This is a genomic window from Ruegeria sp. YKSF131, from assembly GCF_059612645.1.
The window spans coordinates 1-24,813 of record NZ_JBXWQZ010000028.1 but is presented as its reverse complement, the minus strand read 5'-3'; the positions used below and the strand labels follow the sequence as shown (position 1 = coordinate 24,813).

Sequence of the window (24,813 nt, the reverse complement as noted above, 5' to 3'; positions counted from 1 at the left end):
GTGTCTCTGGCGCCCATGTCGAAGGCTCAGAGCAGACGGAACTAAAAGAATTGATGCGCCGGATCATGGCTTTTCCCCCGGAACGGCGTAACCTGCAGACGCTCGCCTGCGTCGTCAACACCGATTTCTTCGTTTGTCAGGTAACAGGCCGGATCTTCGGCCCAGGGATCACCGGTCAGTTGCAGGGCTCGGATGCGGGTGTTGCCACCGCAGACATCCTTTAGCTCGCAAGCCCCACAGCGCCCTTTAAGGGGGCGCGGACGCGTGCGCAGCATAGCCAGCATCGGATCGTCGCTGGTCCAAAGCTCGGAAAACGATGTCGTCTTAACGTTGCCTACTGTGTAATCGGACCAGTACGTGTCAGGATGGACCCGGCCCAGATTATCGATATTGGCCACGCCCAAACCGCTGGAATTTCCTCCCCAAGCGGCCAGATGCTCGCGGACATGCGCGGCCTTGTCAGCGTCGAAATGCGTACGAATCCAGTTCAGGAAATACCCCGCATCTGCGTCATTGTTGCCGGTCACGATGTCCAGCGGGCGACCGCCCGAGGCAGCCTCCCACGCGCGCTCCAACAGCAGATCCATTCCCTTGCGGGTGCGCTGATGTTCGGCATCCTCGCCGCGGTTCTTGTCACCGCGCCCGGCATAAACCAGATGCGAAAGGTAGAACTTGTCGACGCCCTCGTCGTCGCATAGCTGAAGCAGGTCCGGCAGGTGATGCTGCGTGCCTTCGGTCAGGCAAAACCGCAAGCCAACCTTGATGCCGCGCCTCTTGCATTCACGCACACCGCGCAGGGCGTCTGCAAAAGCCCCTTCAACACCGCGGAACCAGTCATTCGTGGCCCCGATCCCATCCAACGAGATGCCAACATAGTTGAATCCGACATCGGCAATCATGTCGGCGGTCTCATCATGAATTCGTGTCCCGTTGGTCGACAGCGCCAGCATCGGCACAAGGTTTCGGGCACGTTTGGCAATGTCGAAGAAATCGAACCTGTCCAGTGGTTCCCCACCCGAGAGGATCAGGGCCGGGACGCGAAACTGGCCCAGATCCTCAAGGGTTACCATGGCTTGCTCGTGGCTGAGCTCGCCCGGGAACGCAACATCCGCCGAGACGGTATAGCAATGACGGCACTTCAGATTGCAGCGCCGCGTCAGGTTCCAGATCACCACCGGCTTCACAGGGCCGGGGCGGCGTTTTCGCACCGGGGTCGGTTTGACCAGCTGGTGCATGTATTCGGTCAGGCGAAACATCGTCTCAGCCTTTCTTTTTCAGGCGCAAACCGGTCTTTTTCAGGATGCGCGTGGAATAGAGGATATCCTTGGCCCGGCAGGCGTCACCCAAGATCGCAGTGATCTGGGCGCGTTTTTCCTCGACTTCATCCCGATCCGAACCGTGAACCATGGCAAACAGGTTATAGGGCCAGTCGGGCAAGGCGCGCGGGCGTTCATAGCAATGGGTGACAAAGGGTAGAGCACCGATCTGAGCGCCCAATTCGGCGATGCGGTCATCTTCGACATCCCAGACAGTCATGCCGTTCGAGGTCATTCCCAGCTTGTAGTGGTTAGGGGCGGCTGCGATGCGGCGGATTACGCCGCGTGCTTTGAGGGCTGACAGCCTCTCAAGCAGGTCGGCTTCCTGCATCCCCAGATCATCAGCAACCTGAGCATATGGGGCGGTAACCAGCGGCAATCCGCCCTGCAGTGCTTGGATAATCTGTCTGTCTGTTGCGTCGATCATGCCGCCACCCGAAAGCCGATGTAGAATTCCTGAAGTTTGGGGAAACAAAGAACCTCGATCCCCGTTTCCCGTTCGATTGCATCGGCTGCGGCCTCGATCCCTTCGGGCGTTTCCGTGGCCAAAACGAACCACATGTTCAGCCGGTGCGTACGTTCATAATTATGGGCGACCTCGGGATGTGCATTGACTTTGGTCAGGACCGCTTCGAATTCCCCAGCCGGAACGGCCATCGCACAGAGGCAAAAGGCACCGCCCATTGCTGCGGCATCGAAAAACGGCCCAAAACGTGTGATGACACGGGACTCTTTCATGCGCGTCAGGCGTGCCAGTAATTCGGCCTCGGTCAGTCCAAGTTCTTTGGCGACAGTTGCGTAAGGATGTGAAACCAGTGGCAGATCGTCCTGCATACGGTTCAGAATCGCACGGTCGGTTTGGTCCAGCGTCATGCGGCGACCTCCTTGGTTTGAATCAGCGCACCAGTCTGCTTGAAGCAGCGGGTTGAGAACAGAACCTTGTTCCGTGCACCCGTCAGTTCGGGCAAGGCCGTCGCACGGGCCAGTACGTCCAATGCTTCGCTGCGGGACCGCGCGTGGATCATGGAATACAGGCGATATGGCCACACACCGGGCACCGGGTTGCGCTCGTAACACAATGTCACACCGGGGAAAGCCGCCAAAGCGGGGCCGGCTGTGTCGATCTGCTCTGCTGGCAAGTCCCAGACAACCATCGCATTGGCGGACCAGCCAAGAGCCCGGTGACGTACGATGACGCCCAGCCGCGAAATGATACCGGCAGTATGCAACGCGATGACTCGCGCCATCACATCATCAACGTCCCGGTTCAGTGAATGTGCCAAATCTGCATAAGGTTCGGCGACCAGAGACAAACCCGAGCTCAGCGTCTGCAGCAGACACCGATCACCCTCGCGCATCGCAGACGCATCCACCTGACGTGCTGTGGGCACGGTTTTGACCCCGCCGATCATGCGGAACCCGAGATCAACGTTGAAAGGGCGCACCAGCCGCAAATCCAGAACACGCAGCCCGGTGACCCGGCTGATCCGTGTGAGGGTATCATCCACATGTGCCCGATCAGGGCCGGTTGCGACGAACCAGAGGTTCCAGGCGTCCTCGCGCTGATAATTGTGGTTTACACCCGGTTCGGCGTCGATCAGGGCGGCGACCTCCTCCAGCCGCTCCTCCGGGACGGAGACTGCCGCCAGCGTACTGGCCGTCACCACGCCGGGTGTAATGGTTGCGCCAACCCGCGTGATGCGGCCCGTGGTGCGCATTCTGGTCAGGCGGTGGATGACTTCGCTTTCGTCAAGCCCAACTGCGTTTCCAAGAACCTGAAACGGGCGTTCGATTACCGGGAAATCGCGCTGAAATTCATCCAGTAAGCGACGGTCGATCGGGTCTGTAATGTGTTGCATGACTTACAGACCCGTTTTGTGCGCACGCGCGGTAAAGAAGATGCCGGACGGGCTTTCGGCCTCGATCTCACGCAGTTTTTCGAAACTACGCGTGTCATAAACCATGACCTTGTTCGCATCGCGCACACTGATCCAGACTTCGTGCCCGCGTGGTGTGAACTCCATGTGCAAAACGGCCGGGCCGGGCTTGAACTCGTGAATTATCTGTTTGCTGACAGTATCGATGACCTGAATGGTATCGTTCAGCGGGTGGGCAAAGTTAACCCAGACCTGTCGCCCGTCCGGGCGGGCCATGGCAAAGACCGGCTGTCCGTGGGTTTGTGTGCGTCCGGTCTCGGTCAGAGTGGCGGCGTCTACCCACAAAACCCCATGGTGGCCAACGGCGGGCAAGACGAATTCGGACCCTGTCAGCGCCCAACCTTCCAGATGGGGCATCTTGTAGACCGGCATTTCCTCCTGACCACGGCCATAGCCGGGCAGAACGCGGATCGGTTCCGGGTTGTCGGACCACAGGTCAAGCGCGGTCAGGCCATCCTCGCCAAACAGGCCGGCGATATAGGTGCGGCCATTGGCAGTGATTAGCGCGTCATAGGGGTTCTTGCCGATATCGGTGATCCTGGTGATCTCAGGCGCCCCCTGTGCAAAATCCGCGATCCATGTTTCGCCCGTGTCCCACATGGTGAAAACGAAGCGGCGGCCCGGCGCGTCGACCAGACCAATCGTTTTGCTGCCAGTGGGAATGTCAGCCACCATCTCCAGCGTTTGCGCATCAAACACGCGCACACCGCCGGGTTCGTAATTCGATACCGCCACAAGCGTACCATCGTCCGAGATCGCGCCGCCAATGGCGTTTCCGGACTGCACAACGCGGTTCACGATCTGGCGGGTGACAATGTCAACCTTGGTCAATCCACCGTCGCGGCCAAAGACAAAGGCAAAACGTTCATCCGGTGAATAGACCAACGAGGCGTGGGACAGGTCGCCCAATCCTTCTATCCGGGCCAGAGCGGCACGGTCGGACTGGTCCACCAACAGGACCGATCCGCTGGCACGTTCGATCACCAGCCCAAGGTCTCCTGTCGCCATCGGCTCGGCCTGGGCCGCGGTCATCATCAATGTCGCCGCAAGGCTGAGGATAAGGTATTTCATCGTGCCTCCTGTTCCAGCAGGTATCGGGCAATCCATTCGGCCTCTTCTTCGCTGATCAGAGGCCGCCACGGGGGCATCGCCGTATCGGGGATGCCGTCAAGGATGACGCCGGTCAAAACCTCGGCGTCATAATGCTCCAGTGTTTTCGAGCGCAGATCGGGCCCCAGGCCGCCTTTCAGCGACAGCCCATGGCACGAACCGCAATCCTGATGGACAAGTCTTTTCAGTGCGTTGGGATCAATAACATCGGCAGCAAAGGCGGACGTTGCAGCCAGAACCGCAGTTGTCAGAAAGGTTCGGGCGACCCACCCCGTGCGGCCAGGCACATTTCTGTTCGGCGCGGGGCACGGCACATGTTTTCTGCACCCCAGCTTAGCCATGGGCCCGTTCCAGAATGTCCGCCACGGGCTGTTCGGCATAAAGTGAAACAACCTTGCCGATGATGAAAAGCGTTGGCGCCTTCAGCCCGGAGGTGCGCACGTCGTTGGCCAATTGGTCCAGCCGTGAAACCAGGCGGCTTTCATTAGGTGTCGTTGCATTTCCGATGGCCAGAACCGGCGTCGATCCCGGCAGGTTTTCGGTCATCAGCCCCATGGCGATCTGGCCGATGTTGGCCACTCCCATATAGACCACCAGCGTCGTGTCTGGGTCGGCCAGGCGTTTCCAGTCCAGATCCAGCACTTTGTCTGCCTGCCGGTGTCCGGTGACATATTGAACCGAGGTGGCCAGACCGCGATGGGTCAGCGGCACGCCGGTCGAGCAGGACGCGCCCTGCGCCGCCGTTATCCCCGGTGCGTATTCGACCGCCACGCCATGGGCCATCAGATAAGCGGCTTCTTCCGAGCCGCGGCCAAAGATCATCGGATCGCCACCTTTCAGACGGGCGACCGTGTGACCTGCGCTGGCCTCTTCCAGAAGGATTTCGTTGATCCGGTCCTGTGGGACGGTGTGGCATTTGGGCGCTTTCCCAACAGGGATCAGCCGCGCGCCTTCGGCGTGCAGATTCAGGATGTCGGCAGACACCAGTCTGTCATAGACCACCACATCTGCTTCCTGCAGCATTCGCAGGGCACGCAGCGTCATTAGTTCAGGGTCGCCGGGGCCTGCACCTATCAGAAAAACCTTACCGCTCATGTTCAAACTCGCTGGGTCTGAATGTCTTCGAAACCCGGGGTTTCCTGCGCGAGTCCAATGCTTTTGCGGGACGTTGCTGGGTAGGCCGGGCGTGTCATGAGGGCAGATTGGCGCAATCGAAAACCAACCTCCTTGACATAAGTTAAGGAGCGCGGGATTTGCGCCGGCGCTCCGTTTTCAGTCTGTAGGAGTAGCTCAGATCAGGGCTCGACAGTGATCATCCCGATCATGTTCTGTGTCTCCCAATGGGGCCCGCAGAGATAATCCTGAGGGCCCGGTGTCAGGAAGGTTATTTCAACCGTTTCTTCCGGGAACAGCCGGTCGCTTTCGGGTTCGCTGCCGTCTTTCAGCAACACACTGTGGCTGGTGCGCTTGTCGACGTTCACCCATCGGACAGTTGTACCTGCCTTTACGGTCAGTTCGAACGGGCAGAAATTGTAGTTGTACATCAAAACCACCTTGGCGTCCTCGACCGAGGCCGAGGGGTGTCCGAACAGCTCGACATAACGCTCTTCGGCTTCAGCACAGATTTCGGCGGTTTCATCTGACCAGGCTGGCGCGGCAAGAAGCAGCAGCGCGGGAAGAAGGCGGTGGGGTTTCATGGTCCATGTCTCCTTTCCAAGGTGTTTGGGGCCGGGTGAACCGGCCCCAAACTGTTATTGCTTGACCACGTTGATAAGCGCGCTGTCATCATCCAGCGCAAGGCTGGTGTTCAGCGTCACGTGATGGAACCTTGCGTTGGCGAAATCGTCATGAATGGCAAAACCGACGGTATAGGTCCGGCCTGCCTCCAGTGGAATGTCGCCCGGCGCGCCCGAGTTCAGCGGACGTGTAAAGACAACAGTCCACACGCCACCTGACAGGTTTGCCGAGGCCGCGATCTCACCATCATTGACCACACGCTGTTCCAGCAGATAGCCATTTGTAGCGCTGCCGTCCGCGTAGACACGCATCAGGTCAAGATAGGTGCCATCAGCCAGATACTCTTCGATCTGTTCTGCGGCCTGCAACTTGTCCCAACCGCCCAAAGCCTTGCCGCCCCTGCCTTTGATTTCGATCTCGGTGCGGCTTTCGCTGAGGTACTTGGTCACGGTGTCCTGAGCGGTCAGGCGACCGGAAACATCCCCGTTTGCGGCAATTGCATCCGCCTCAGGCGCAAAGGGCATATAGGTGTTGTCGGCGTGGCACGACGCCCAGCACCCGACCTGATCGCCCAGCTCGATGCCGGTTCCGGTGATCATCATTGCGACCTTGATTTGGTTTTCGGGGTCCATTTTGCCGCCATCAACAAACGGAGCAGGGTTGTGCCCTGAATCCGGCCATTGCAGACGGATGTACAGGTTTTCGTCATCATGTGCCGCCTGAACGGTTGCGTCGATCACACCGCGTTTGCCGGGGATCGGAGTGGGTTCCAGCTCGCCACCAGCAACGATCTTGTTACCAATCGCATCCAGTTCCTTGGCATGACAGGTCGAACATTGATCGCCACCTTTGGTCAGCGGACGGGCCCCGCCATGGGTTTTTCCGTTCTGCACCCATTCAAAGGACGCCTGGCCTGGATAGAACAGTTTCAGTTCCGCACTGGCCACCGCATTCCATTCGATGTTGCCACCGACATCGCCGCTTTCACTGCCGGCAGGTGTTGTCGAACCATCGGTTGCAGCCGTTGCCCGCTCTTCCGCGACAGCCGCGTCAACTGCTGCCGCAATCTGGGCCTGAACGGCCTCCTGCTGGGCTTTCTTTGCAGCTTTCTCAGCCTCGGCCTCGGCAGCTTCCTTGGCTTCGATCCGCTCAAGACTGGCAAGGTATTCTGGCGGTATTTGTCGGATGAAGGCCGGATTTGGCGCCTCAAGCTCCTCCAGATACTCGTCGGTTGCGCGGTCTCGGATGTTCGAGTGGGCAATGCCCTTGTGGCAGTCGATACAGGTCTGACCGGTTTCCATTGCGTTCAGGTGCTGCTGACGCGCACGGGGACGCTGGAATTCGGGCATCATCGATTCAAAGTCATGGCAGTTTCGACATTCACGCGAGTCCGTCGATTTCATCCTCTCCCACTCATTCATGGCAAGATGAATGCGCTTGGCTTCAAATTTCTCGCGGGTGTTGATGGTGCCGACCATCTTTCCATAAAGCTCTTTCGAGGCTTTTATTTTGCGGATGATTTTGTGGGTCCAGTCCTTGGGCACGTGACAGTCCGAGCAGACCGCACCAACGCCCGACCGGTTCACGTCGTGGATCGTGCCCTGGTATTCCGCATAAACAAAATCTCGCATCTCGTGGCACGAGACACAGAATTCCTTGGTATTCGTGGCTTCCATGGCGGTGTTGAACCCACCCCAGAAGATGATGCCGGCGGCGAAAGCCGCAGCAATACCGGCCACGGGCATTCCCCACAGGAAATACCGGCGCCAGATCGGTTTTTTCTTATCCGGTTCGGAAGTCATATCCGGGCTCCGTTTTGGCTGTCTTTTCTGGCCTTAGGTGGCAGGCCGGTGAGTTTGGCGGATCTGTCAAACGAGGAAAGGGCGGGCGAGGGGCCCGCCCTTTCCGGTTTAGGTTGCGAACCCGTCAGGTGACGTGGTTCGACCGGTTGTAGACATTGAATTTGCCGGTCGGGGCGTAAAGTCCGTCAATCCGACCGATCTCTTCCAATGTCTTGGCGTCGAAGATCACAATCTGACCGTTGGGTTCCTTCGAGTCCGACAGGTTCCACTTGGAAACCCAGACCTCGGTACCATCGGCGTTGAATTCGAAGTGAACAGCGGCACTGCCTTCGTCTTCGGTGATCTGGATGGTTTTCACGATCTCGCCGGTCTCTTTCGAGATGACCTGAACCGATTGCTGAATTTCCGGCTCGGGGTGTTTGGTCTGATCAGCCCAGATGTAATCCGAGTTCGGGTGGGTGCGGACAAACAGGCCGGGGCCGTCGGTTTCCACCTCGTAACAGGTTTTCCAGGCCTGATCCGGATGACCTTCTGGGTCGTTGCCCCAGACTGTCACGGTACCGACACCCAGGTGGGTTGTGCCCGCCACAGGTCCGCAGTTTGGGTCAATCCAGTTCGCGCCCGGGCCGGGGTGCGGCAGGGCAGCGGTGTCGATCATCGCCTCAAGCTTGTGCGTTTCAGTATCGACAACGACCATCTTGTTCGATGCGTTAGCCGCGATTTGGAAGTACCGGCCTGTCGGGTCGAAGAACCCGTCATGCAGGAATTTGGCCGAGTTGATCTTGTCGATCCGCAAGTTGTCGAGGTCGGTGTAGTCAACCTGCCAGAGCTGCCCCAGCTCTTTCACGGCAACGATCCAGGTGGGTTCGTTCGGCGTGGTGTAGATAGCGGCCACACGGGCTTCTTCCACATACTCGCCATCTACGTTGGTGCCACGGGTCGATACGACTTTGACCGGCTCCATGGTCTGCGCGTCAACGATTGCAAAGTGAGGCGGCCAGTACCCACCGCCGATGACGTATTTGCCGTCACCTGACACGGCGACATCGCGCGCGTCATAGGCGATCTTGACTTCCGAAACCAGCATCTTGTCCGGCGTCTGCCAGAGGTCGATCTTGGTCATCTTGCCGTCACGGCCCATTGTATACCAGAAACGGCCCGGCGTTTCGGGTTCGGTGATGTTGTGATGCTCCGAAGCCTTCAGGACGTGCACGGCATAGCCGGTCGGAATATGCGTCAGCACTTCTTTCGTGTCGCCGTCAATGACTGCAACCTTGCCGACGTCACGTTCGATGACGACAAAGAAGTTTTCCCAGTTGCGGCCGTGCAGCGGTTCGGTCGGATAGTCCGCTTCTTCGACGTAGACCTTGCGGGTTGCCTTCATCTGTTCCAGCGACATTTCAGGCGGCTTTGGGGCCTCCATCATGATGTATGTCGCCATATCCTTGATTTCCTGCTCAGACATGATGTCCGAGAAGTTGTTCATCCCGCCTTCAGTTCCCCAGGCGATGATTTTCTCAAGGCGTTCCTGACCCAGTTTCAGGGTGCCGCCTTCGGTTACGGTGCCGTCGGCTGCGGTCTTCTTCCAATGCGGTTCCAGGTTTTTACCGGTAGCGCCTTTGCGCAAAACCCCGTGGCAGCCTGCACATTGTTCAAAGTACAGTTGTTTCGAAGCTTCAAAGGCTTCGTCGCTAAGTGTTGGCTCGTCGGCAAAAGCTGGAGCAGCGACGCTGCCCAACAACATTGCCAATCCGACCCCAAAAGCGCGGCCGGTCTTGTTGTAGCTGATTCCAAGTGACATGATCACTCTCCATTTGCGTGGTGAGGCAATGCGGAGACTGATCCATCACGGGATTGTCATCCTTGACCAAAGTCAACGGGCGCGGCGCTAACTTCGTTCTTTGGACAAAAACCAGGTGCAGATTTCAGCAATAAAACCTGTTTTTTTCGCACATGTTTTTGACGTCTTGATTTCGGTTAAGTGCCCCAATCCCGTCGGACAGTACTGCTTGTTGAAGGACGAGATGGGCCATGGAGAGCAGGCATGTCATCTGCAATATCGCGCATTTTCAGCGAAGGATTTCGGGTATTTTTCCTTTCCGCCGGTCTTTATGGCGTATTTGCTGGTGTCGCCTGGGGTATTTGGCTGGCCTCACTGGATGGGCTTTTACCTTATGACGAGCAAAGTTATGGAATGCCCCCGGTTATGTGGCATGCCCATGAGATGATTTTTGGCTATGCAACAGCAGCGCTGGGTGGGTTCTTTCTGACGGCAGTTCCGAACTGGACCGGGACGCCCGAAGTGCGGGCGCGTTTTGTCACGGTCGTAGCGCTGATCTGGATGGCGGGGCGGCTGGCTGTGTGGTTATCAGGGTCGCTCTCTCCGACTACCGTCGCAATTATCGACCTGAGCTTTGTTCCAATTCTTGTCCTGAAAATTGCCAGCCAGCTGGTACGCAGGCCCAAGCCACAGAACATGATATTTATTTATCTTCTGAGTTTGGTATGGGTGGCCAACCTGATGGTTCATCTGGAATGGATTGGACTCACCACAGACACGTTGAATACCGGGGTGCGCGCAGGGCTGCTGACCTTGTGTTCAATGATAGCGATACTGGGGGGGCGTATCACTCCAGCCTTTACGCGCAATGCAATGAAACGCGACGGTGTGCCCGAAGCCCTGTGGCCGGTTTCAAACGCGGTGCTGGAAAAGGCCGTGATGGCGCTTGCCCTTATGCTGCCGTTGTTGGTGCTGACCTTGGGTAGTGTTTCCTTGGCGGGTATCTGCGCGTTGCTGTTGGGCGGCGCCCAACTGATGCGCATGGCACGGTGGAGAGCGGGTTGGGCGCTGCGGCAGCCGATCCTGATTGCTTTGCACCTGGGCCTGATGATGCTGGCCCTTGGGTTGTTGCTGTGGGGGTCTGCCGTCATCGGATATGGTAATGAGATCGGCGCGCTTCACATTTTGGGGATCGGGTGCGTTGGTGGCATGACCCTTGCCGTCATGAGCCGCGCCGCCCTTGGCCACAGCGGCCGGCCCCTTGTTGCACCGTCGCCAATGGCGGTCGGATATGGGCTGATGGCGGCGGCGGCTTTGGTCCGCTGGTTGGGGTCCGGGCTGGCAGGTGGATATATGACGGCCATGCTGACGGCTGACGGGTTATGGATTGCCGCAATCGGGTTGTACCTGTTTGCCATGTGGCCTGCGCTGACAGGGCCGCGCGCAGCGAAGCACGGCTGACACGGAACCTTAACCGCGTATTGCTATTCAGAATATCAAGGGGCGTTCGTTCTTTACATGGCGGGACACGAGCGCACGCGCGCGTCTTCCGTTTTCAGGTATGTGCCGCACAGCTTGAGGAACGTACCTTGGGGTCTCAAGTTCCGGAAACAGGTCGAAGATTTCCGCCCTTGCTTCTGGGGGAACGCTGGACAGAGCCTGTGCGCCGACAAAAAGGCTTTCTGACTGGGCACCTTCTGCGTAGATGATTTCATGGCGGTCGAACAAAAGATGGAAATATGTGACTGACACGGTGTCATCTGCAACGCTGATACCAGGGCTGGCGGCAAGAATACGAGCGGGGACCAGGATTTCCTCTGCGTCAAACATTCTGACGGCGATTCGGGATCGAACCAGCATGCGGTGCTGTGGCGAAACAAGCAGGTCGCGTTTTGGCAAGTCACACCCCAAGGCCCCGGCCTTGATGAGGATTGGAAGCAGCTTGGGTTTTTTCACCAGCTCTTCATGCGATAGGTTTCGCGTTCCGATCCAACGTATGTGTTGCGGTCCATTGTCCGCAGTGACGACCATGTCACCCACCTTCAGATCCTCGATGGGCATCGGACCTTCTGGCGTCATGATAAGTGTTCCGGCAGCAAAGCACGGCACGTCAATGATGGCAGCAGGGTCAGTTGTGTCGGGCGCATTGGTCGGCGTGACATTCACGATGTTCATCGAGTAGGTCGTGCCGGGCACAAGAGGTTCAGAGGTAATATAGCCGCCCAATATGCCGTCAACTTCGACGCGATATACAGTAATTGTGCCTCCGCCTGGTTTGGACAGAATGTAGGATTCTTCCAGGTATATTGAGCCACTCAAAAAGGTGGTCGAACCATCGAGGGTGGTGATAGTACCGGTCTGCGTCAGGTCATCGCCGTCTTCGTCGTCAAAGCGGTCACCGTTGAAAACATCCCCTGTATCGACAACAGGTGCTCCACCTCCGTTTTGAATAAAACCACCAGCTGCGTCAGTCACACTAAACAAACGTCGATCCGTGTCGGGATCAAAATTGACATCCAACGTAACCGTGTCCGGCCCAATCGTATTCACCGTGATTACACCAGGGGTATAACCTATATAGGAATAGTTCGCCATTTTCACCCATCAATCATTGAAACGGAATTTTTCACCTTTTTCTCAGGTGGTTGAATAGGTCCTTCATGTCAAAAAGTCGACGCGAAAGTGTTCACAATTGCCTCAGATTTAAAGGCAATCCCAAGGTCATTTCGTTATTTTCGCTGTTTGCGGATGTCTGATCTCGTTCCTGAGGATACTTTAGAAGTCTTGACTTTCGTTAAGGCAGCCCTGTGACCCGCACGTCATGTTGCCTGCACTAGCTAATCTGCGCAAAGGAGAGCGCGATGCGAGAAGTCATGACAAAGAGCATGGCTCGCAATATTTTCTATGGCGGGTCACTGTTCTTCATCCTCATCTTTCTGGCTCTATCAGCCCATTCACACCTGTATATCGTCAATTCTGAAAATGCCGCGAAGCTCGACGAAAGTGTGGTTCGGGGTAAACATGTTTGGGAAAAACACGCCTGTATCAACTGTCACACGATCCTTGGCGAAGGGGCGTACTTTGCCCCTGAGGTCGGCAATGTGATGACACGTTGGGGCGTGTTGGACGACCCGGAATCGGCCTTTGAATCTCTCAAGGGCTGGATGGAGGCACAACCCACCGGCATTCCCGGTCGTCGGCAGATGCCGCAATTCAACCTCAGCGACGAAGAGATCCGGGATCTGACCAACTTCCTGATCTGGACGGACAATATCGACGCTCAGGACTGGCCGCCCAACGAGGCTGGCTGAGAAGGGGAATGGAGCAATGAAATACGAATCCCAAAAAATCGCCTATGCCTACTTTGCGGTAGCCATGGCACTGTTCGCGATACAGGTGATCGGCGGTCTGCTGGCCGGCTTCATCTATGTATTCCCGAACTTCCTGAGCGAGCTTCTGCCGTTCAACATCGTGCGGATGCTGCACACCAACGCGCTGATCGTCTGGTTGATACTGGGCTTCTTCGGTGCAGCCTACTTCCTTATTCCGGAAGAAGCCGAGCGTGAAATCCATTCGCCCAAGTTGGCTTATCTGCAGCTGATCATCCTTGTGGTCGGTACGTTGGGCGTGGTTCTGACCTATGTCTTCAACCTGTTCGAAGGCAACTGGCTGCTGGGCAAAGAAGGGCGCGAGTTCCTTGAGCAACCCAAATGGGTCAAGGCCGGTATCGTCGTCGCCGCGCTGATGTTCCTTTACAACGTGTCGATGACCGTTCTGAAGGGCAAGAAGACTGCAATCACCAATATCCTGTTGTTGGGCCTGTGGGGTCTGGCGCTGCTGTTCCTGTTTGCCTTCTACAACCCGGGCAACCTGTCCCTGGACAAGCAATACTGGTGGTATGTTGTCCACCTGTGGGTCGAAGGTGTGTGGGAACTGATCATGGCCTCAATTCTGGCCTACCTGATGCTGAAGCTGACTGGTGTGGACCGTGAGGTGGTTGAAAAATGGCTCTATGTCATTGTCGCCGCCGCGCTGTTCTCGGGCATTCTTGGAACAGGTCACCACTACTATTGGATCGGTACCCCCGGTTACTGGCAGTGGATTGGGTCGATCTTCTCAAGCCTCGAGGTGATCCCGTTCTTCGCAATGATGGCCTTTGCCTTCGTCATGGTCTGGAAGGGCCGTCGTGACCATCCCAACAAGGCCGCTCTGCTATGGTCTCTGGGATGTGCAACGCTTGCCTTCTTTGGTGCCGGCGTCTGGGGCTTCCTGCATACGCTGCACGGGGTGAACTATTATACCCACGGCACACAGATCACTGCGGCCCACGGTCACCTGGCCTTCTACGGTGCCTATGTCTGCCTCAACCTGGCGATCTTCAGCTATGCGATGCCGATCCTCAAGAACCGTGATCCTTACAATCAGGTGCTGAACATGGGATCGTTCTGGCTGATGACCAGCGGTATGGTCTTTATGACCTTCGTGCTGACCTTCGGCGGAACCGTGCAGACGCACATGCAACGTGTGGTCGGAGATTACTTCATGGACGTACAAGACCAGATCGCAATCTTCTACTGGATGCGTCTGGGTTCCGGTATCGTCGTGGTCCTTGGTGCGCTGCTGTTCATCTATTCGATCTGGGTTCCCCGGAAAGAAGTTATTGAACCCGGCGCCGCTGAAACCCCCGCGGAGTAATGGATATGGATGGCTCCATAAAACTGAAAGAGGGGGCGGCAAACGCCCCCTTCTACCTGCCCCAAGGCGATGAATGCGATGTGTTCACCGCGGCTTATAACAACGACTTGCCAGTTCTGCTGAAAGGTCCGACGGGCTGCGGAAAGACCCGCTTTGTGGCCCACATGGCCGCAAAACTTGGCCGCCCGCTTTATACCGTCGCCTGCCATGATGATCTGGCGGCTGCCGACCTGATTGGCCGTTATCTGCTGAAAGGCGGGGAAACCGTCTGGGTCGATGGCCCGCTCACCCGCGCAGTGCGCGAAGGGGCGATTTGCTACCTCGACGAGGTGGTCGAGGCCCGTAAAGACGTCACTGTCGTTCTGCACCCGCTGACCGATGACCGGCGCATCCTGCCAATCGACCGCACCGGCGAAGAGCTTGAGGCCGCACCTGGCTTCATGCTGGTGGCGTCGTACAACCCCGGTTACCAGAATATCCTGAAAACCCTGAAACCTTCGACTCGGCAACGCTTCATCTCTTTGGAGTTCGATTTCCCGTCCGCGCAGATGGAAGCCGAAGTGGTTGCACAGGAAAGCGGTCTGCCGCTGGAACGTTGCAAGCCGCTGGTGCGGCTGGCGGGAAAGCTGCGCGGGCTCAAGGGTCAGGATCTTGAGGAAGGCGTTTCCACCCGACTGGTTGTTTATGCCGCGACACTGATCGCACAAGGCATGTCCACCGACCGCGCCATCCTTGCCGCCATGATCGAACCTCTGACAGATGACGAGGATATCAAACGCGGGCTCCTCGATCTTGTTACGGCTGTCTTTGGGTGAGGCCGGCCGATGGTCAAGATCGATTTTGAGCCATGGGAACCCGAAGAAACGATCGGGAAACTGTGGCACACCCTTGCCAGCCGCCTCGATGCACCCCTGGTGCACGATGGAGCCGCGGTCGACCTCTCTGAGGTCGCGGGGCGGCTGGCCGTCCTCTTTCGAGGGCTGGGCGGTGGTCCGGGCGTAGAGTTGCGCCCGGTCTCGCCCGAGGTTTCACACCACCGTCTGGGTTGGCGTCGTCGTCTGGCGACAGAGGCAGAACTGATGCCACGCGCCTCGTTCGACGGTGAAGTTCTGCGCCTACCGGACCGGCTGGCGGTTTTTCCAGCCCGCGAAGCAAACGGCGCGCTGTATGTCTGGCTGGCCGCTGCGGCTGCCCATGCCGGAACACGAATTGATGAAGACGATCCGCTGCGCGCCGACTTGCGCGCACTGATCGCCGCACAGAGCATGGTTGATGCGACCCTGGACGACGCCCCCGGCCTGCGTCCGCTTTACACCGAGCTTTGCAAGGGCGTGCTGCATCAGCGCGATATCCCCAACCTGCCACCGGTTGAGGCGGCAGTCGAAGAACTTATCCAACATAGGCTGTGTGACCCTCAACCGCTGTCGGCGAAAGCCGAGCAGCTTCTGACACTGGACGAGGACCTGATCGCCCCCCGCGGCTATCAGCCTATGCGCCCGGTTCCCCTATGGCCCGAACTGCGCGCGGTTGGCTTTTCCGAACATAACGAGGTGGAAAACCCCGAAACCGAAGGTCCGCCCGAGGAATCCGGTGAGAAAACCCACCGCGCCCGCCGTCGCAAATCGGATCAAGCCGAGCGCAGCGACAGTTTCATCCTGCACAAGTTCGAAGCCATCCTCAGCTGGGCCGAGTTCCTGAACATCAACCGCCGCATCGACGATGACGATCCCGACAACGCCAAGAAAGCGGCCGATGATCAGGAAGAGATTGGCCTTGGTCAGATATCAAAAGCCCCCCCAACGCGGCTGAAGCTGCACCTTGATCTGGCACCCGAGGATGTGAATCGCGAGCGTCTGTCCGGTCGCATCCTCTACCCCGAATGGGACGTGCGCTCGGGCCGGTATCTGCCAGATCACGTCAACGTCCTGCTGTCGGATGCGGATATCCGCGACGACGCTGCCGCCTTCGGCAAGGACCCTGCCACCGCCCGCCGCATCCGCGCGGTCAAACGCCAGTTCGAGGCGCTGCGCCCCGGTCGTGTGATGACACGCGGCCATCTGGACGGTGACCAGCTGGATATCGAAGCCGCCGTGCGTGCCGAAACTGACCGCATGGCCAGTGGCGAAAGCAACGACCGCATTTGGCAACAATCCCGCCCCGAGGCGCGCGACCTGGCAGTCTCGATCCTGCTGGATGTCAGCCGTTCCACTGAAAGTGCCGTAACCGGTCGCGCCGTGATCGACATTGAACGTGAAGCTCTGGCCGCTTTGGCCTGGGGCCTGAACGCCTGCGGCGACGATTTCGCCATTCATGCCTTCAGTTCGCTGAAACGTCAGCGCGTCTATATCCAGCGATGCAAACGGTTTGATGAGCCTATGGGCGCCAGAGTTGAACAACGTATCGCATCGCTGCGACCCGGTCATTACACACGGCTTGGGGCCGCGATCCGCCACTGTTCAAAGGATTTGGCAAGCCAGACCCGCAAACGCCGCCTGTTGCTGGTGATCACCGATGGCAAACCCAATGACCTTGACCATTACGAAGGGCGCCACGGTATTGAAGACACCTGCATGGCCGTGCGCGAGGCACGCCGCGCCGGGCAATCGGTTTTTGGCGTCACCATCGACAAAACCGGCAAAAGCTGGTTCCCGCGCATGTTCGGACAGGGTGGGTTTGCGGTTATTCCTGACCCACACCGCTTGACCATGGCCCTACCGCAGATCTACCGCCAACTGGTCGGAGCATGAGCGAAACTTCTTTCATCGACGAGCTTCCGGGCGAATTGCTGATGTGGGTTCTGATTATCAGTGAGCTGCTGGTTTTTGGTGCCGGGCTGATCGCGTTCATGGGCGTTCGCCTGACCGACCCTGCAGGCTTTGCCGAGGCGCAGTCGCATCTTTATCGAACAGGGGCAGCCTTCAATACTGCAATACTGGTCACATCTGGTTATCTGGCCGCACAGGCCCTGAACTGGCGCCGCGCAGCATTCCGGTTCAAGGCCAGGCTGGCCCTGACAGGTGCGGCTGTACTTGGGATTGCATTCCTGGTTGTCAAAAGCGTGGAATACGCTGGAAAGGCGGGGCAAGGCATTACCTATGAAACCCACCCGTTTTTCATGTTCTACTACCTGTTGACGGGGTTTCACGCGGCGCATGTTCTGGCCGGGGTGGGCATTCTGCTGCTGGTCGCGTGGCGCGATGATCCTCGTAACATCGAGGCGGGCGCACAGTTCTGGCACATGGTTGACCTGGTCTGGATCCTGCTGTTTCCCGTTATTTATCTTCTGGGATAACCAAGATGTCGGCAATTTCATCTTTTGCTAAATACTCCCTCCGGAGGCGTCCGAACTCACTCACCAGCGCATGGCTGGTGCTTCTGGCACTAAGTCTGGCCTCAACGCTTTTAACCCTGATGAAAACGCCTGGCGAACTCATTGCAGGTGGTATCCTGCTCCTTGCCTTGATCAAAGCCCGTGTGATCCTGGCCCGATATCTGGACCTGGCTGAAAGCCCGGGCTGGCTGCGGGGTTTCACCATAGTTTTGACGGGGTTCTCTGCCGTGATCTTCGCACTTTACCTGATCTGAAAAAAGCCGCCCCAAAAGGGGCGGCAGGTTACCAAGCAAAGGGACGCTTAGGTTATTGTGCGGCCATTGGCATCCGCGCGATCTGACAGCGCTGCCACAGCGCCGACAATGCGCCCACCAGATGATCGATATCCTCGTCCGTATGAACGGGTGACGGTGTGATCCGCAGGCGCTCGGTTCCTTTTGGAACTGTGGGATAGTTGATCGGCTGAATGTAGATGCCAAACTCCTCAAGCAGCGTGTCTGAAATGAACTTGCACTTCACCGGGTCGCCAACCTTCACCGGGATGATATGGCTGGGGTTGGTCAAATGCGGAATGCCTTCTGCATCCAAAAGGGCGCGTACCTGCGCCACACGGGTTTTTTGCAAATCACGCTCGGCACTTGAATGCTTCAAATGCCGGATCGATGCGGCGGCGCCGGCTGCAATCGATGGGGGTAGGGCAGTGGTGAAGATGAAGCCACTGGCAAAGCTGCGGACAAAATCACACAGCGCGGCTGAGGCTGCGATATACCCACCAACCACGCCGAACGCTTTGCCCAACGTGCCTTCGATGACCGTCAGGCGATCCATCAATCCTTCGCGTTCGGCAATTCCGCCCCCGTGCGGGCCGTAAAGGCCGACGGCATGAACCTCGTCCAGATAGGTCATCGCGCCGTACTTGTCCGCCAGATCGCAGATTTCCTTGATGGGGGCGATATCGCCATCCATGGAATAAACCGATTCAAAGGCGATCATCTTGGGTGCGTTGGGATCAGCTGCGGCCAGTTTGGCGTCCAAATCCGCCAGGTCGTTATGTTTCCAAATCACCTTCTGGGCACGCGAATGCCGGATACCTTCGATCATCGAGGCGTGGTTGAGCGCATCAGAAAACACGATCAGCCCGGGAATTCGCGCGGCCAATGTCCCCAAAGCAGCCCAGTTCGACACATATCCCGAAGTGAACAGCAATGCCGCTTCTTTCCCATGCAGATCGGCCAGCTCAGCCTCAAGCAGAACGTGATCATGCGTGGTGCCCGAGATATTGCGCGTACCGCCAGCGCCTGCTCCACAGCGTTCCAGTGCGTCGTGCATGGCAGAGACCACCGAAGGGTGCTGCCCCATGCCCAGATAGTCATTGGAGCACCAGATCCGCACATCCCGCTGGACCGGTCCGTCGGTTTGGCGCGCGTTCGGAAACGCGCCACAGCGGCGTTGCAGGTCGATGAAAATCCGGTAGTTGCCTTCGTCTTTCAAAGTGTCGAGGCTGTGGCTAAAAAATTGCTCGAAGTCCATCTGGCGTGCTCCCCGGATAACTGAAATTTCGTTGAACCTATGCCAGTGGTTCGCGCCCTTACATGACAATAGTCAAGTTGGAGACCGAGAAAAGGGTGGCACCCCCGCGCTGGCTTTGGCATAGCATGTCACGGGGTTGATCATCCGGGGGTGTTCCCGGAACGGACGAATAAGGGGCTGCCTTCTTGTCACACGAGGCACAAAAGATAGTTGCACGGCAGTCACTGCTCTTGCGAAGCCTGCCAGAGCAACACGTCGATACTCTGCTGCGTCAGGCCGTCTGGCGGCAATACGACCGGGGCGAGACAATCTTTCTGCAAGAGGAAGAAGCCAGGGCCGTACATGTTGTACTGGCTGGTTGGGTCAAGCTGTTTCGCATTTCCCCGACCGGTGCCGAAGCCGTGGTGAGTGTTTTCACGCGCGGTGAAAGCTTTGGTGAAGCCGTTGCGCTGCGCAATGTGCCCTATCCCGTTTCGGCCGAGGCGGTATCTCCCTGCGAGATCATGCACATTCCAAGTCCGGTGCTGCTGTCGCTGATGAAGCAAGATCCGGAAATCTGCGTGTCGATTCTGGCGGCCACATTCACGCACCTGCATTCCCTTGTGGCGCAGCTCGAACAGCTCAAGGCCCAGACAGGTGCGCAGCGTGTCGCGGAATTCCTGCTGAATCTGTGTGATAGCGATGCCGGCCAGTGCGAAGTTGAACTGCCGTATGACAAGATGCTGATCGCCGGACGTCTGGGGATGAAACCCGAAAGCCTGAGCCGAGCGTTTTCGAGGTTGAAACCAGTCGGGGTGAAGATCAACCGAAACCACGCGGAAATTGCAGACATGGATGTATTACGGAATTACGCGGAAAGCGACCCGAGCGAGAAATAGAGCCGTGTGGCTGTTTCTCTGGGCAGTAAACTGGCCATTTCCGGTCTGCGATCTTTCCGGCAATCACTATCCTTACTATTCTTGCTGGATATGCCCTATTCGGCGCGATCCTGAATGGGTGAGGTGATGGAACGCAGACATGACGATTGAACAGAAACTAGCCGGTTATCCCCGCGCGAGACTGATGACAGCTGCCACGCCGGTCGAACGGCTTGATCGTCTGTCCGACCAGCTTGGTCTGGAACTGTGGATCAAACGGGATGATCTGACAGGGTTGAGCTTTGGCGGCAACAAAACCCGGCAGCTTGAGTTCTATATGGGTGAGGCACAGAAACAGGGGGCAGACACCATTCTGATCACCGGAGCTGTGCAGTCCAATTTCGTGCGCACGGCTGCCATGGCTGCGTCGAAGCTTGGGATGGAGGCCGTGCTTCAATTGGAAGAGCGCGTGCCCGATATGGGAGAGCACTATTATTCCTCGGGGAATGTTCTTCTGGCCCGGATTCTGGGTGCCGAGCACATGCACTACCATACCGGAGAAGACGAGGCCGGGGCCGACAATGCCCTTCACGTGCGGGCAGATCAGCTGATCGCTGAAGGCCGAAAGCCATATGTAATTCACTTGGGCATCGATCATCCGCCCTTGGGGGCGTTGGGTTATGTGGCCGGGGCTGCCGAACTACTGGATCAGATCGCCGATTTCGACGTCGCAGTGGTGCCATCCGGCAGCGGTTCGACCCACGGCGGGTTTCTGGCCGGGCTGCGTCTGACTGGCAACACGGCACCTGTTTACGGCATCTGCGTTCGCCGCGACCGTCGCCAGCAACATGCGCGGTTGCAAAAGGTATTGGAACGGTTGGCGGGTATGATGGAGTTTGACCCGGCTCTGGTCATGAAAGACATCCTCACATGGGACGGCGCATTACCTCCTGGATATGGGCGGATAGGCCCGTCCACACGGAAGGCGCTTGCACTGATGGCGCGCGCCGAGGGTATTTTTCTGGATCCGGTCTACTCGGCCAAAACATTTGCGGGTTTGTTGGAATTACGTGAAAACGGCACCATTCAACAGGGTCAGAAGGTTGTGCTGTTGCATACGGGTGGGCAACCGGCGCTGTTTGCATATCAGGAAGAGCTGATCCCGGCCTGAGAGCCATCCGAGAAGCCACTGTATACTAAGTCGCGATTAGCCAGCCAACCCGTGGTTTCGAAGCGCGCCACACGGTGACACGTGACCTATGTCAATGACAGTACCGCGGATGTCGTGTCGGTTGAGCGAACCTAGCCCACCTTAGAATGGGTGGAAGATATGTTCGCAGAGTTGGAGGCTGGATATGGCTGATGGATGCGGCTGTGATCGACACGTGCATATGTATCTGAGCGTGGATGAGGCCCTGCACCGTGGCCTGTCCGCTGCTGATCCGATCACAGAAACGGAAACGCTGCCTTTGGCCGCTGCAATAGGGCGAATATTGGCCCGCGACTGTTTCAGCAAGGTCGATATGCCCGCTTTCGACAATTCGGCAATGGATGGTTATGCGGTTCGAACCGCAGATCTTGGCGATGACGACCTGTTCCAGATGCCGGTGGAGGGTCGCATCGCGGCGGGGGACAGCGGGTCTCATGCTGCACCTGTCGGCAGCGCGGTGAGGATTTTTACCGGAGCGCCTGTTCCTTCTGATTACGACGCCATCGTCATGCAGGAAGATTGTGATGTTGTAGAGGGGCAAATTCGCTTCAGCCGCCGTCCAAAGCCCGGGCAACATATCCGGCGTGCCGGTGAAGACCTTCATGCCGGAGCGTCGATCCTGCGGCGCGGCTGCGAGATTGGCCCGCGCGAGGTGGCAGCCCTTGCATCCGCCGGGTATGGCGAGGTCGTGGTTCTCCGCAAGCTGAAGGTTGCGATCTTTTCAACCGGCAGTGAGTTGCGCCAACCGGGTGAGCCCCTTGGCCCGGGGCAGATCTATAACTCGAACCGTTACATGCTGCTTGCGCTGTTGCAGAAGCCCTGGATTGAACTCACGGACCGGGGGCCGGTTGAAGATGACCCCGCGCTTTTGAAACAGGTCTTGCTGGACGCGACTGAAACCTCTGACCTGATCATCACGACCGGTGGTGTTTCTGTCGGCGATGAGGATCATATGCCGCGTCTGTTCACTGAGATCGGTGGCGTGACGGATGTGATGAAAGTCGCAATGAAACCGGGCAAGCCGATCATGTTTGGTCGGCGTGGCGGTGCACTTTACATCGGCCTTCCAGGTAACCCGGTTTCTGCTTTTGTGGCCTGGCAGATAATCGGATCGCAGATGATGGCGCGCCGCGCCGGTCTGCACCACACCCCGCAGGCAGCCGTACAGGCAGTTCTGTCGGAACCCTTGCACCGCACCGCGGGCCGTCAGGAATATCGCCCGGTTCAGATTGACGGTCACACACCGGACGGACGGCCCCGAGTGCGTCTGATGGAACCGTCCTACAGTGGTCGTGTTGCTTTGCTTGCACAAGCGGATGGATTGGCGATCATCCCGGCAGAGGTGACGGAATACCCCGAAGGACAAGGCCTTGAGCTATTGCGGTTTTAAGCCCTAAGCGCTTTTCCCGCGGCATCAAAGGGCGGTTCATGCAGGATTGTGGCCCTGTGCGGTCGCCCCAGAACCATAACCTCGACCTCATCACCTGGCTGGGCGTTTTTTACATATCCCAAGGCCAACGACATTCCGACAGTGTAGCCATAGGTGCCCGAGGTCACTCGGCCGATCCCTTCACCGTTCTTGAAGATCGGCTCACCACCTGTTGCATCCGCGTTAGATGCTGTCACATCCGCTTCGTTCAGGTGTAGAACCACCAGGTGTTCCCGGGCCGGGTTCTGCAACACTTTCTGCGCAGCTGCCTTGTTGAGGAAGTCCTTTTCGAATTTGCAGAGGCGATCAAGACCCACTTCATGCGGCCAGTACTCCGGGCTGTATTCGCGGCTCCAAGACCCATAGCCCTTTTCGACCCGCATAGACATCAGTGCCCGGCTGCCAACAGGGCCAGCCCCGAACTCTTTGCCTGCCTCAATCAAGGCATTGTACAGTCGTGCTTGATCTTGGGTGGCGCAATGCAGCTCCCACCCCAGGTCGCCAGTAAAGGAGACGCGCAGGGCAAGAACCTGAACTCCCGCCAGCTCAATCTTGGCGGACCGCATGAACGGGAAATCTTCGGTTGCGAGCGATGTGTTGGTCAGAAGTTGCAGGATGTCGCGGGACCTAGGGCCGGCCACGTTAAAGCCGCACATCGTTTCGGTTTTGCTTTCGAAAGTGGTTCCCTCAGGCAGCGGAACCTGTTTGAAGAAGCGCTTGTGATACCGCTCTGCCATGCCCGAGCCAATCACCCAGAACTCGTCATCAGCCACGCGGGTAACTGTAAAGTCGCCTGCAATACCGCCGCGTTTCGAGATCAGCGGGGTCAGGCAGGATCTGCCGACGGTTTTGGGCATGGTATTGGCAAAGACGGCGTTCAACCAGTCTGCCGCACCCGGACCCTTGCAGAGATACTTGGCGAAGTTCGAGATATCGATGATCCCGGTACGGTCGCGCAACATCCTGCATTCCTCACCCACCGGTCCCCACCAGTTCTGACGGGTAAAGCCATTGGTATCTTTGGTGCCGGGCGTTGCGGCAAACCACAGCGGATGTTCCCAACCGGCGTTCAGGCCAAAAACCGCACCCATGACCTTCTGCGCCTCATAGATCGGGCGAACCCGTGCCGGACGACCGGCGCTGCGTTCTTCATTGGGAAAATGGATCGCGAACCGATGACTGTACTGATCTGCCACGCGCGCTTTGGTGAACACCTTGGTGGCCCAGCTGTCAAAACGCGCCAGATCCCAGGCAAACATGTCGTATTCCGTTTCACCCTCGATGATCCACTGCGCCGCCATCAGGCCCATGCCGCCCGATTGCGAGAAGCCGGGGATGATACCGTTGCAGCAGAAATAGCCGTCGACCTCAGGCACCGGCCCCATCAGAACGTTCGAATCCGGCGACCAGATCATGGGGCCGTTGATGACACGCTTGATCCCGGCTTCACCGACCGCAGGCAGGCGTTCGATCGCGTTCATCATGTTCTCTTCGATCCGTTCCAGATCATCAGGGAACAGGTCGTGGGCAAAATCCAGCGGCGTGCCTTCTTCGGCCCAGAACCTCATGTCTTTCTCATAAGCGCCGACCAGCAGGCCGTTGCCTTCCTGACGCAAGTAATACTCGCCATCCCGGTCTGACACAGATGGCAGGCGGGTGCCGTGGCTTTTCACATCCGCCATGGATTCGGTTACGAAATACTGGTGCTCTGTAGGTTGCAGTGGCAACTCGATCCCAGCCAGTGCCGCAACCTCGCGCCCCCACAGGCCCGCTGCGTTCACCACCCAGCGTGTCCTGATGTCGCCTTTTGGCGTTCTGACGATCCAGCTGCCATCCTCCTGCTGCTCGGTTGCAGTGACCGGCGTGAAACGGTGAATCTGCGCCCCGCGTTGACGTGCGCCGACCGCATAGGCGTTGGTCACGCCCGACGGGTCCACATTGCCGCCATCGGGCTCGAACATCACGCAACGGATGCCGTCGTAATTGACCAGCGGGTTCAGCTTTTGGGCTTCTTCGATGCTGATCTCATAGAAATTCATGCCATACAGTCTGGCCTTTGCGGCCTGTAGCTTCAGCTGA

Annotated in this window: 23 protein-coding genes; 10 read left to right on the top strand and 13 right to left on the bottom strand. The window is 57.8% G+C overall.

The annotated features are described in order from the left end of the window. Positions 1 to 41: 41 nt before the first annotated feature. The 10 genes from nirJ to AC2FLZ_RS11910 form a co-directional block, all read right to left on the bottom strand. A complete protein-coding gene (nirJ, locus tag AC2FLZ_RS11955; protein WP_496715975.1) occupies positions 42 to 1,256 on the bottom strand; it encodes a heme d1 biosynthesis radical SAM protein NirJ in 1,215 nt (404 codons plus the stop codon). Between the two features lie 4 nt (positions 1,257 to 1,260). After that, entirely contained in the window at positions 1,261 to 1,743 is a 483-nt protein-coding gene (ahbB, locus tag AC2FLZ_RS11950) for a siroheme decarboxylase subunit beta (protein ID WP_480494078.1), read from the bottom strand. Then, the gene (locus AC2FLZ_RS11945; protein WP_480520488.1) at positions 1,740 to 2,189 is read right to left on the bottom strand and encodes an Lrp/AsnC family transcriptional regulator; all 450 of its coding nucleotides are present in this window, start codon (positions 2,187 to 2,189) and stop codon (positions 1,740 to 1,742) included. Before AC2FLZ_RS11945 ends, ahbB (AC2FLZ_RS11950) begins: the two co-directional genes overlap by 4 nt. After that, positions 2,186 to 3,175 (bottom strand): siroheme decarboxylase subunit beta, encoded by a 990-nt coding sequence (gene ahbB / locus AC2FLZ_RS11940; protein ID WP_480520490.1) that lies wholly within the window; start codon positions 3,173 to 3,175, stop codon positions 2,186 to 2,188. Before ahbB (AC2FLZ_RS11940) ends, AC2FLZ_RS11945 begins: the two co-directional genes overlap by 4 nt. Before the next feature lie 3 nt (positions 3,176 to 3,178). Further along, positions 3,179 to 4,324 carry a cytochrome D1 domain-containing protein gene (locus AC2FLZ_RS11935; RefSeq protein WP_496882202.1) on the bottom strand — a complete coding sequence of 382 codons (1,146 nt, stop codon included), beginning with the start codon at positions 4,322 to 4,324 and terminating at the stop codon, positions 3,179 to 3,181. Further along, a complete protein-coding gene (locus tag AC2FLZ_RS11930; protein WP_480477375.1) occupies positions 4,321 to 4,650 on the bottom strand; it encodes a c-type cytochrome in 330 nt (109 codons plus the stop codon). Before AC2FLZ_RS11930 ends, AC2FLZ_RS11935 begins: the two co-directional genes overlap by 4 nt. Before the next feature lie 46 nt (positions 4,651 to 4,696). Beyond that, positions 4,697 to 5,458, bottom strand: coding sequence for a uroporphyrinogen-III C-methyltransferase (gene cobA / locus AC2FLZ_RS11925; protein ID WP_480477373.1), 762 nt, complete (start codon positions 5,456 to 5,458; stop codon positions 4,697 to 4,699). Between the two features lie 200 nt (positions 5,459 to 5,658). Then, on the bottom strand, positions 5,659 to 6,060 hold the full coding sequence (locus tag AC2FLZ_RS11920) for a cupredoxin domain-containing protein (protein ID WP_480520494.1): 402 nt from the start codon (positions 6,058 to 6,060) through the stop codon (positions 5,659 to 5,661). Positions 6,061 to 6,114: 54 nt separating this feature from the next. Then, on the bottom strand, positions 6,115 to 7,902 hold the full coding sequence (locus tag AC2FLZ_RS11915; RefSeq protein WP_496715973.1) for a NapC/NirT family cytochrome c: 1,788 nt from the start codon (positions 7,900 to 7,902) through the stop codon (positions 6,115 to 6,117). A 124-nt stretch (positions 7,903 to 8,026) separates the two neighbouring features. Then, the gene (locus tag AC2FLZ_RS11910; RefSeq protein WP_480477367.1) at positions 8,027 to 9,703 is read right to left on the bottom strand and encodes a cytochrome D1 domain-containing protein; all 1,677 of its coding nucleotides are present in this window, start codon (positions 9,701 to 9,703) and stop codon (positions 8,027 to 8,029) included. 243 nt (positions 9,704 to 9,946) lie between these two features. Between AC2FLZ_RS11910 and AC2FLZ_RS11905 the strand changes: the two genes are divergently transcribed. Beyond that, positions 9,947 to 11,143 (top strand): NnrS family protein, encoded by a 1,197-nt coding sequence (locus tag AC2FLZ_RS11905; protein WP_480555370.1) that lies wholly within the window; start codon positions 9,947 to 9,949, stop codon positions 11,141 to 11,143. Between the two features lie 27 nt (positions 11,144 to 11,170). On the opposite strand, the gene AC2FLZ_RS11900 is transcribed toward AC2FLZ_RS11905, so the two are convergent. Further along, complete coding sequence (locus AC2FLZ_RS11900) at positions 11,171 to 12,277, bottom strand: Hint domain-containing protein (protein WP_496882201.1); 1,107 nt, start codon at positions 12,275 to 12,277, stop codon at positions 11,171 to 11,173. A 266-nt stretch (positions 12,278 to 12,543) separates the two neighbouring features. Between AC2FLZ_RS11900 and AC2FLZ_RS11895 the strand changes: the two genes are divergently transcribed. From AC2FLZ_RS11895 to AC2FLZ_RS11870, 6 genes are read left to right on the top strand one after another with little or no spacing between them, the layout of a single operon-like run. Further along, the gene (locus AC2FLZ_RS11895) at positions 12,544 to 12,993 is read left to right on the top strand and encodes a c-type cytochrome (protein WP_209597154.1); all 450 of its coding nucleotides are present in this window, start codon (positions 12,544 to 12,546) and stop codon (positions 12,991 to 12,993) included. 16 nt (positions 12,994 to 13,009) lie between these two features. Beyond that, the gene (locus AC2FLZ_RS11890) at positions 13,010 to 14,377 is read left to right on the top strand and encodes a cbb3-type cytochrome c oxidase subunit I (protein ID WP_480477361.1); all 1,368 of its coding nucleotides are present in this window, start codon (positions 13,010 to 13,012) and stop codon (positions 14,375 to 14,377) included. A gap of 5 nt (positions 14,378 to 14,382) precedes the next feature. After that, positions 14,383 to 15,192, top strand: coding sequence for a CbbQ/NirQ/NorQ/GpvN family protein (locus AC2FLZ_RS11885; protein WP_480477359.1), 810 nt, complete (start codon positions 14,383 to 14,385; stop codon positions 15,190 to 15,192). 9 nt (positions 15,193 to 15,201) lie between these two features. After that, positions 15,202 to 17,124, top strand: coding sequence for a nitric oxide reductase activation protein NorD (locus AC2FLZ_RS11880; protein ID WP_480606841.1), 1,923 nt, complete (start codon positions 15,202 to 15,204; stop codon positions 17,122 to 17,124). Further along, entirely contained in the window at positions 17,121 to 17,669 is a 549-nt protein-coding gene (locus AC2FLZ_RS11875; protein ID WP_480477355.1) for a cytochrome c oxidase subunit 3, read from the top strand. Before AC2FLZ_RS11880 ends, AC2FLZ_RS11875 begins: the two co-directional genes overlap by 4 nt. A gap of 5 nt (positions 17,670 to 17,674) precedes the next feature. Next, the gene (locus AC2FLZ_RS11870) at positions 17,675 to 17,962 is read left to right on the top strand and encodes a cytochrome C oxidase subunit IV family protein (RefSeq protein WP_480606839.1); all 288 of its coding nucleotides are present in this window, start codon (positions 17,675 to 17,677) and stop codon (positions 17,960 to 17,962) included. Positions 17,963 to 18,014: 52 nt separating this feature from the next. Here AC2FLZ_RS11870 and hemA read toward each other — a convergent pair whose 3' ends face one another. Next, a complete protein-coding gene (gene hemA / locus AC2FLZ_RS11865; protein WP_496882200.1) occupies positions 18,015 to 19,238 on the bottom strand; it encodes a 5-aminolevulinate synthase in 1,224 nt (407 codons plus the stop codon). A gap of 185 nt (positions 19,239 to 19,423) precedes the next feature. On the opposite strand from hemA, the gene AC2FLZ_RS11860 reads away from it, so the two are divergent. From AC2FLZ_RS11860 to AC2FLZ_RS11850, 3 genes are all read left to right on the top strand, one after another. Beyond that, entirely contained in the window at positions 19,424 to 20,116 is a 693-nt protein-coding gene (locus AC2FLZ_RS11860; RefSeq protein WP_480477349.1) for a Crp/Fnr family transcriptional regulator, read from the top strand. Between the two features lie 139 nt (positions 20,117 to 20,255). Next, positions 20,256 to 21,266: a D-cysteine desulfhydrase family protein gene (locus tag AC2FLZ_RS11855; RefSeq protein WP_480555366.1), complete on the top strand. Its 1,011-nt coding sequence runs from the start codon at positions 20,256 to 20,258 to the stop codon at positions 21,264 to 21,266. 184 nt (positions 21,267 to 21,450) lie between these two features. Next, on the top strand, positions 21,451 to 22,695 hold the full coding sequence (locus AC2FLZ_RS11850; RefSeq protein WP_496882199.1) for a molybdopterin molybdotransferase MoeA: 1,245 nt from the start codon (positions 21,451 to 21,453) through the stop codon (positions 22,693 to 22,695). Here the strand turns inward: AC2FLZ_RS11850 and AC2FLZ_RS11845 are convergent. Beyond that, the coding region (locus tag AC2FLZ_RS11845) for a GcvT family protein (RefSeq protein ID WP_496882198.1) at positions 22,692 to 24,813 on the bottom strand (2,122 nt) is incomplete at its 5' end. The two genes, AC2FLZ_RS11850 and AC2FLZ_RS11845, sit on opposite strands and share 4 nt — an antisense overlap.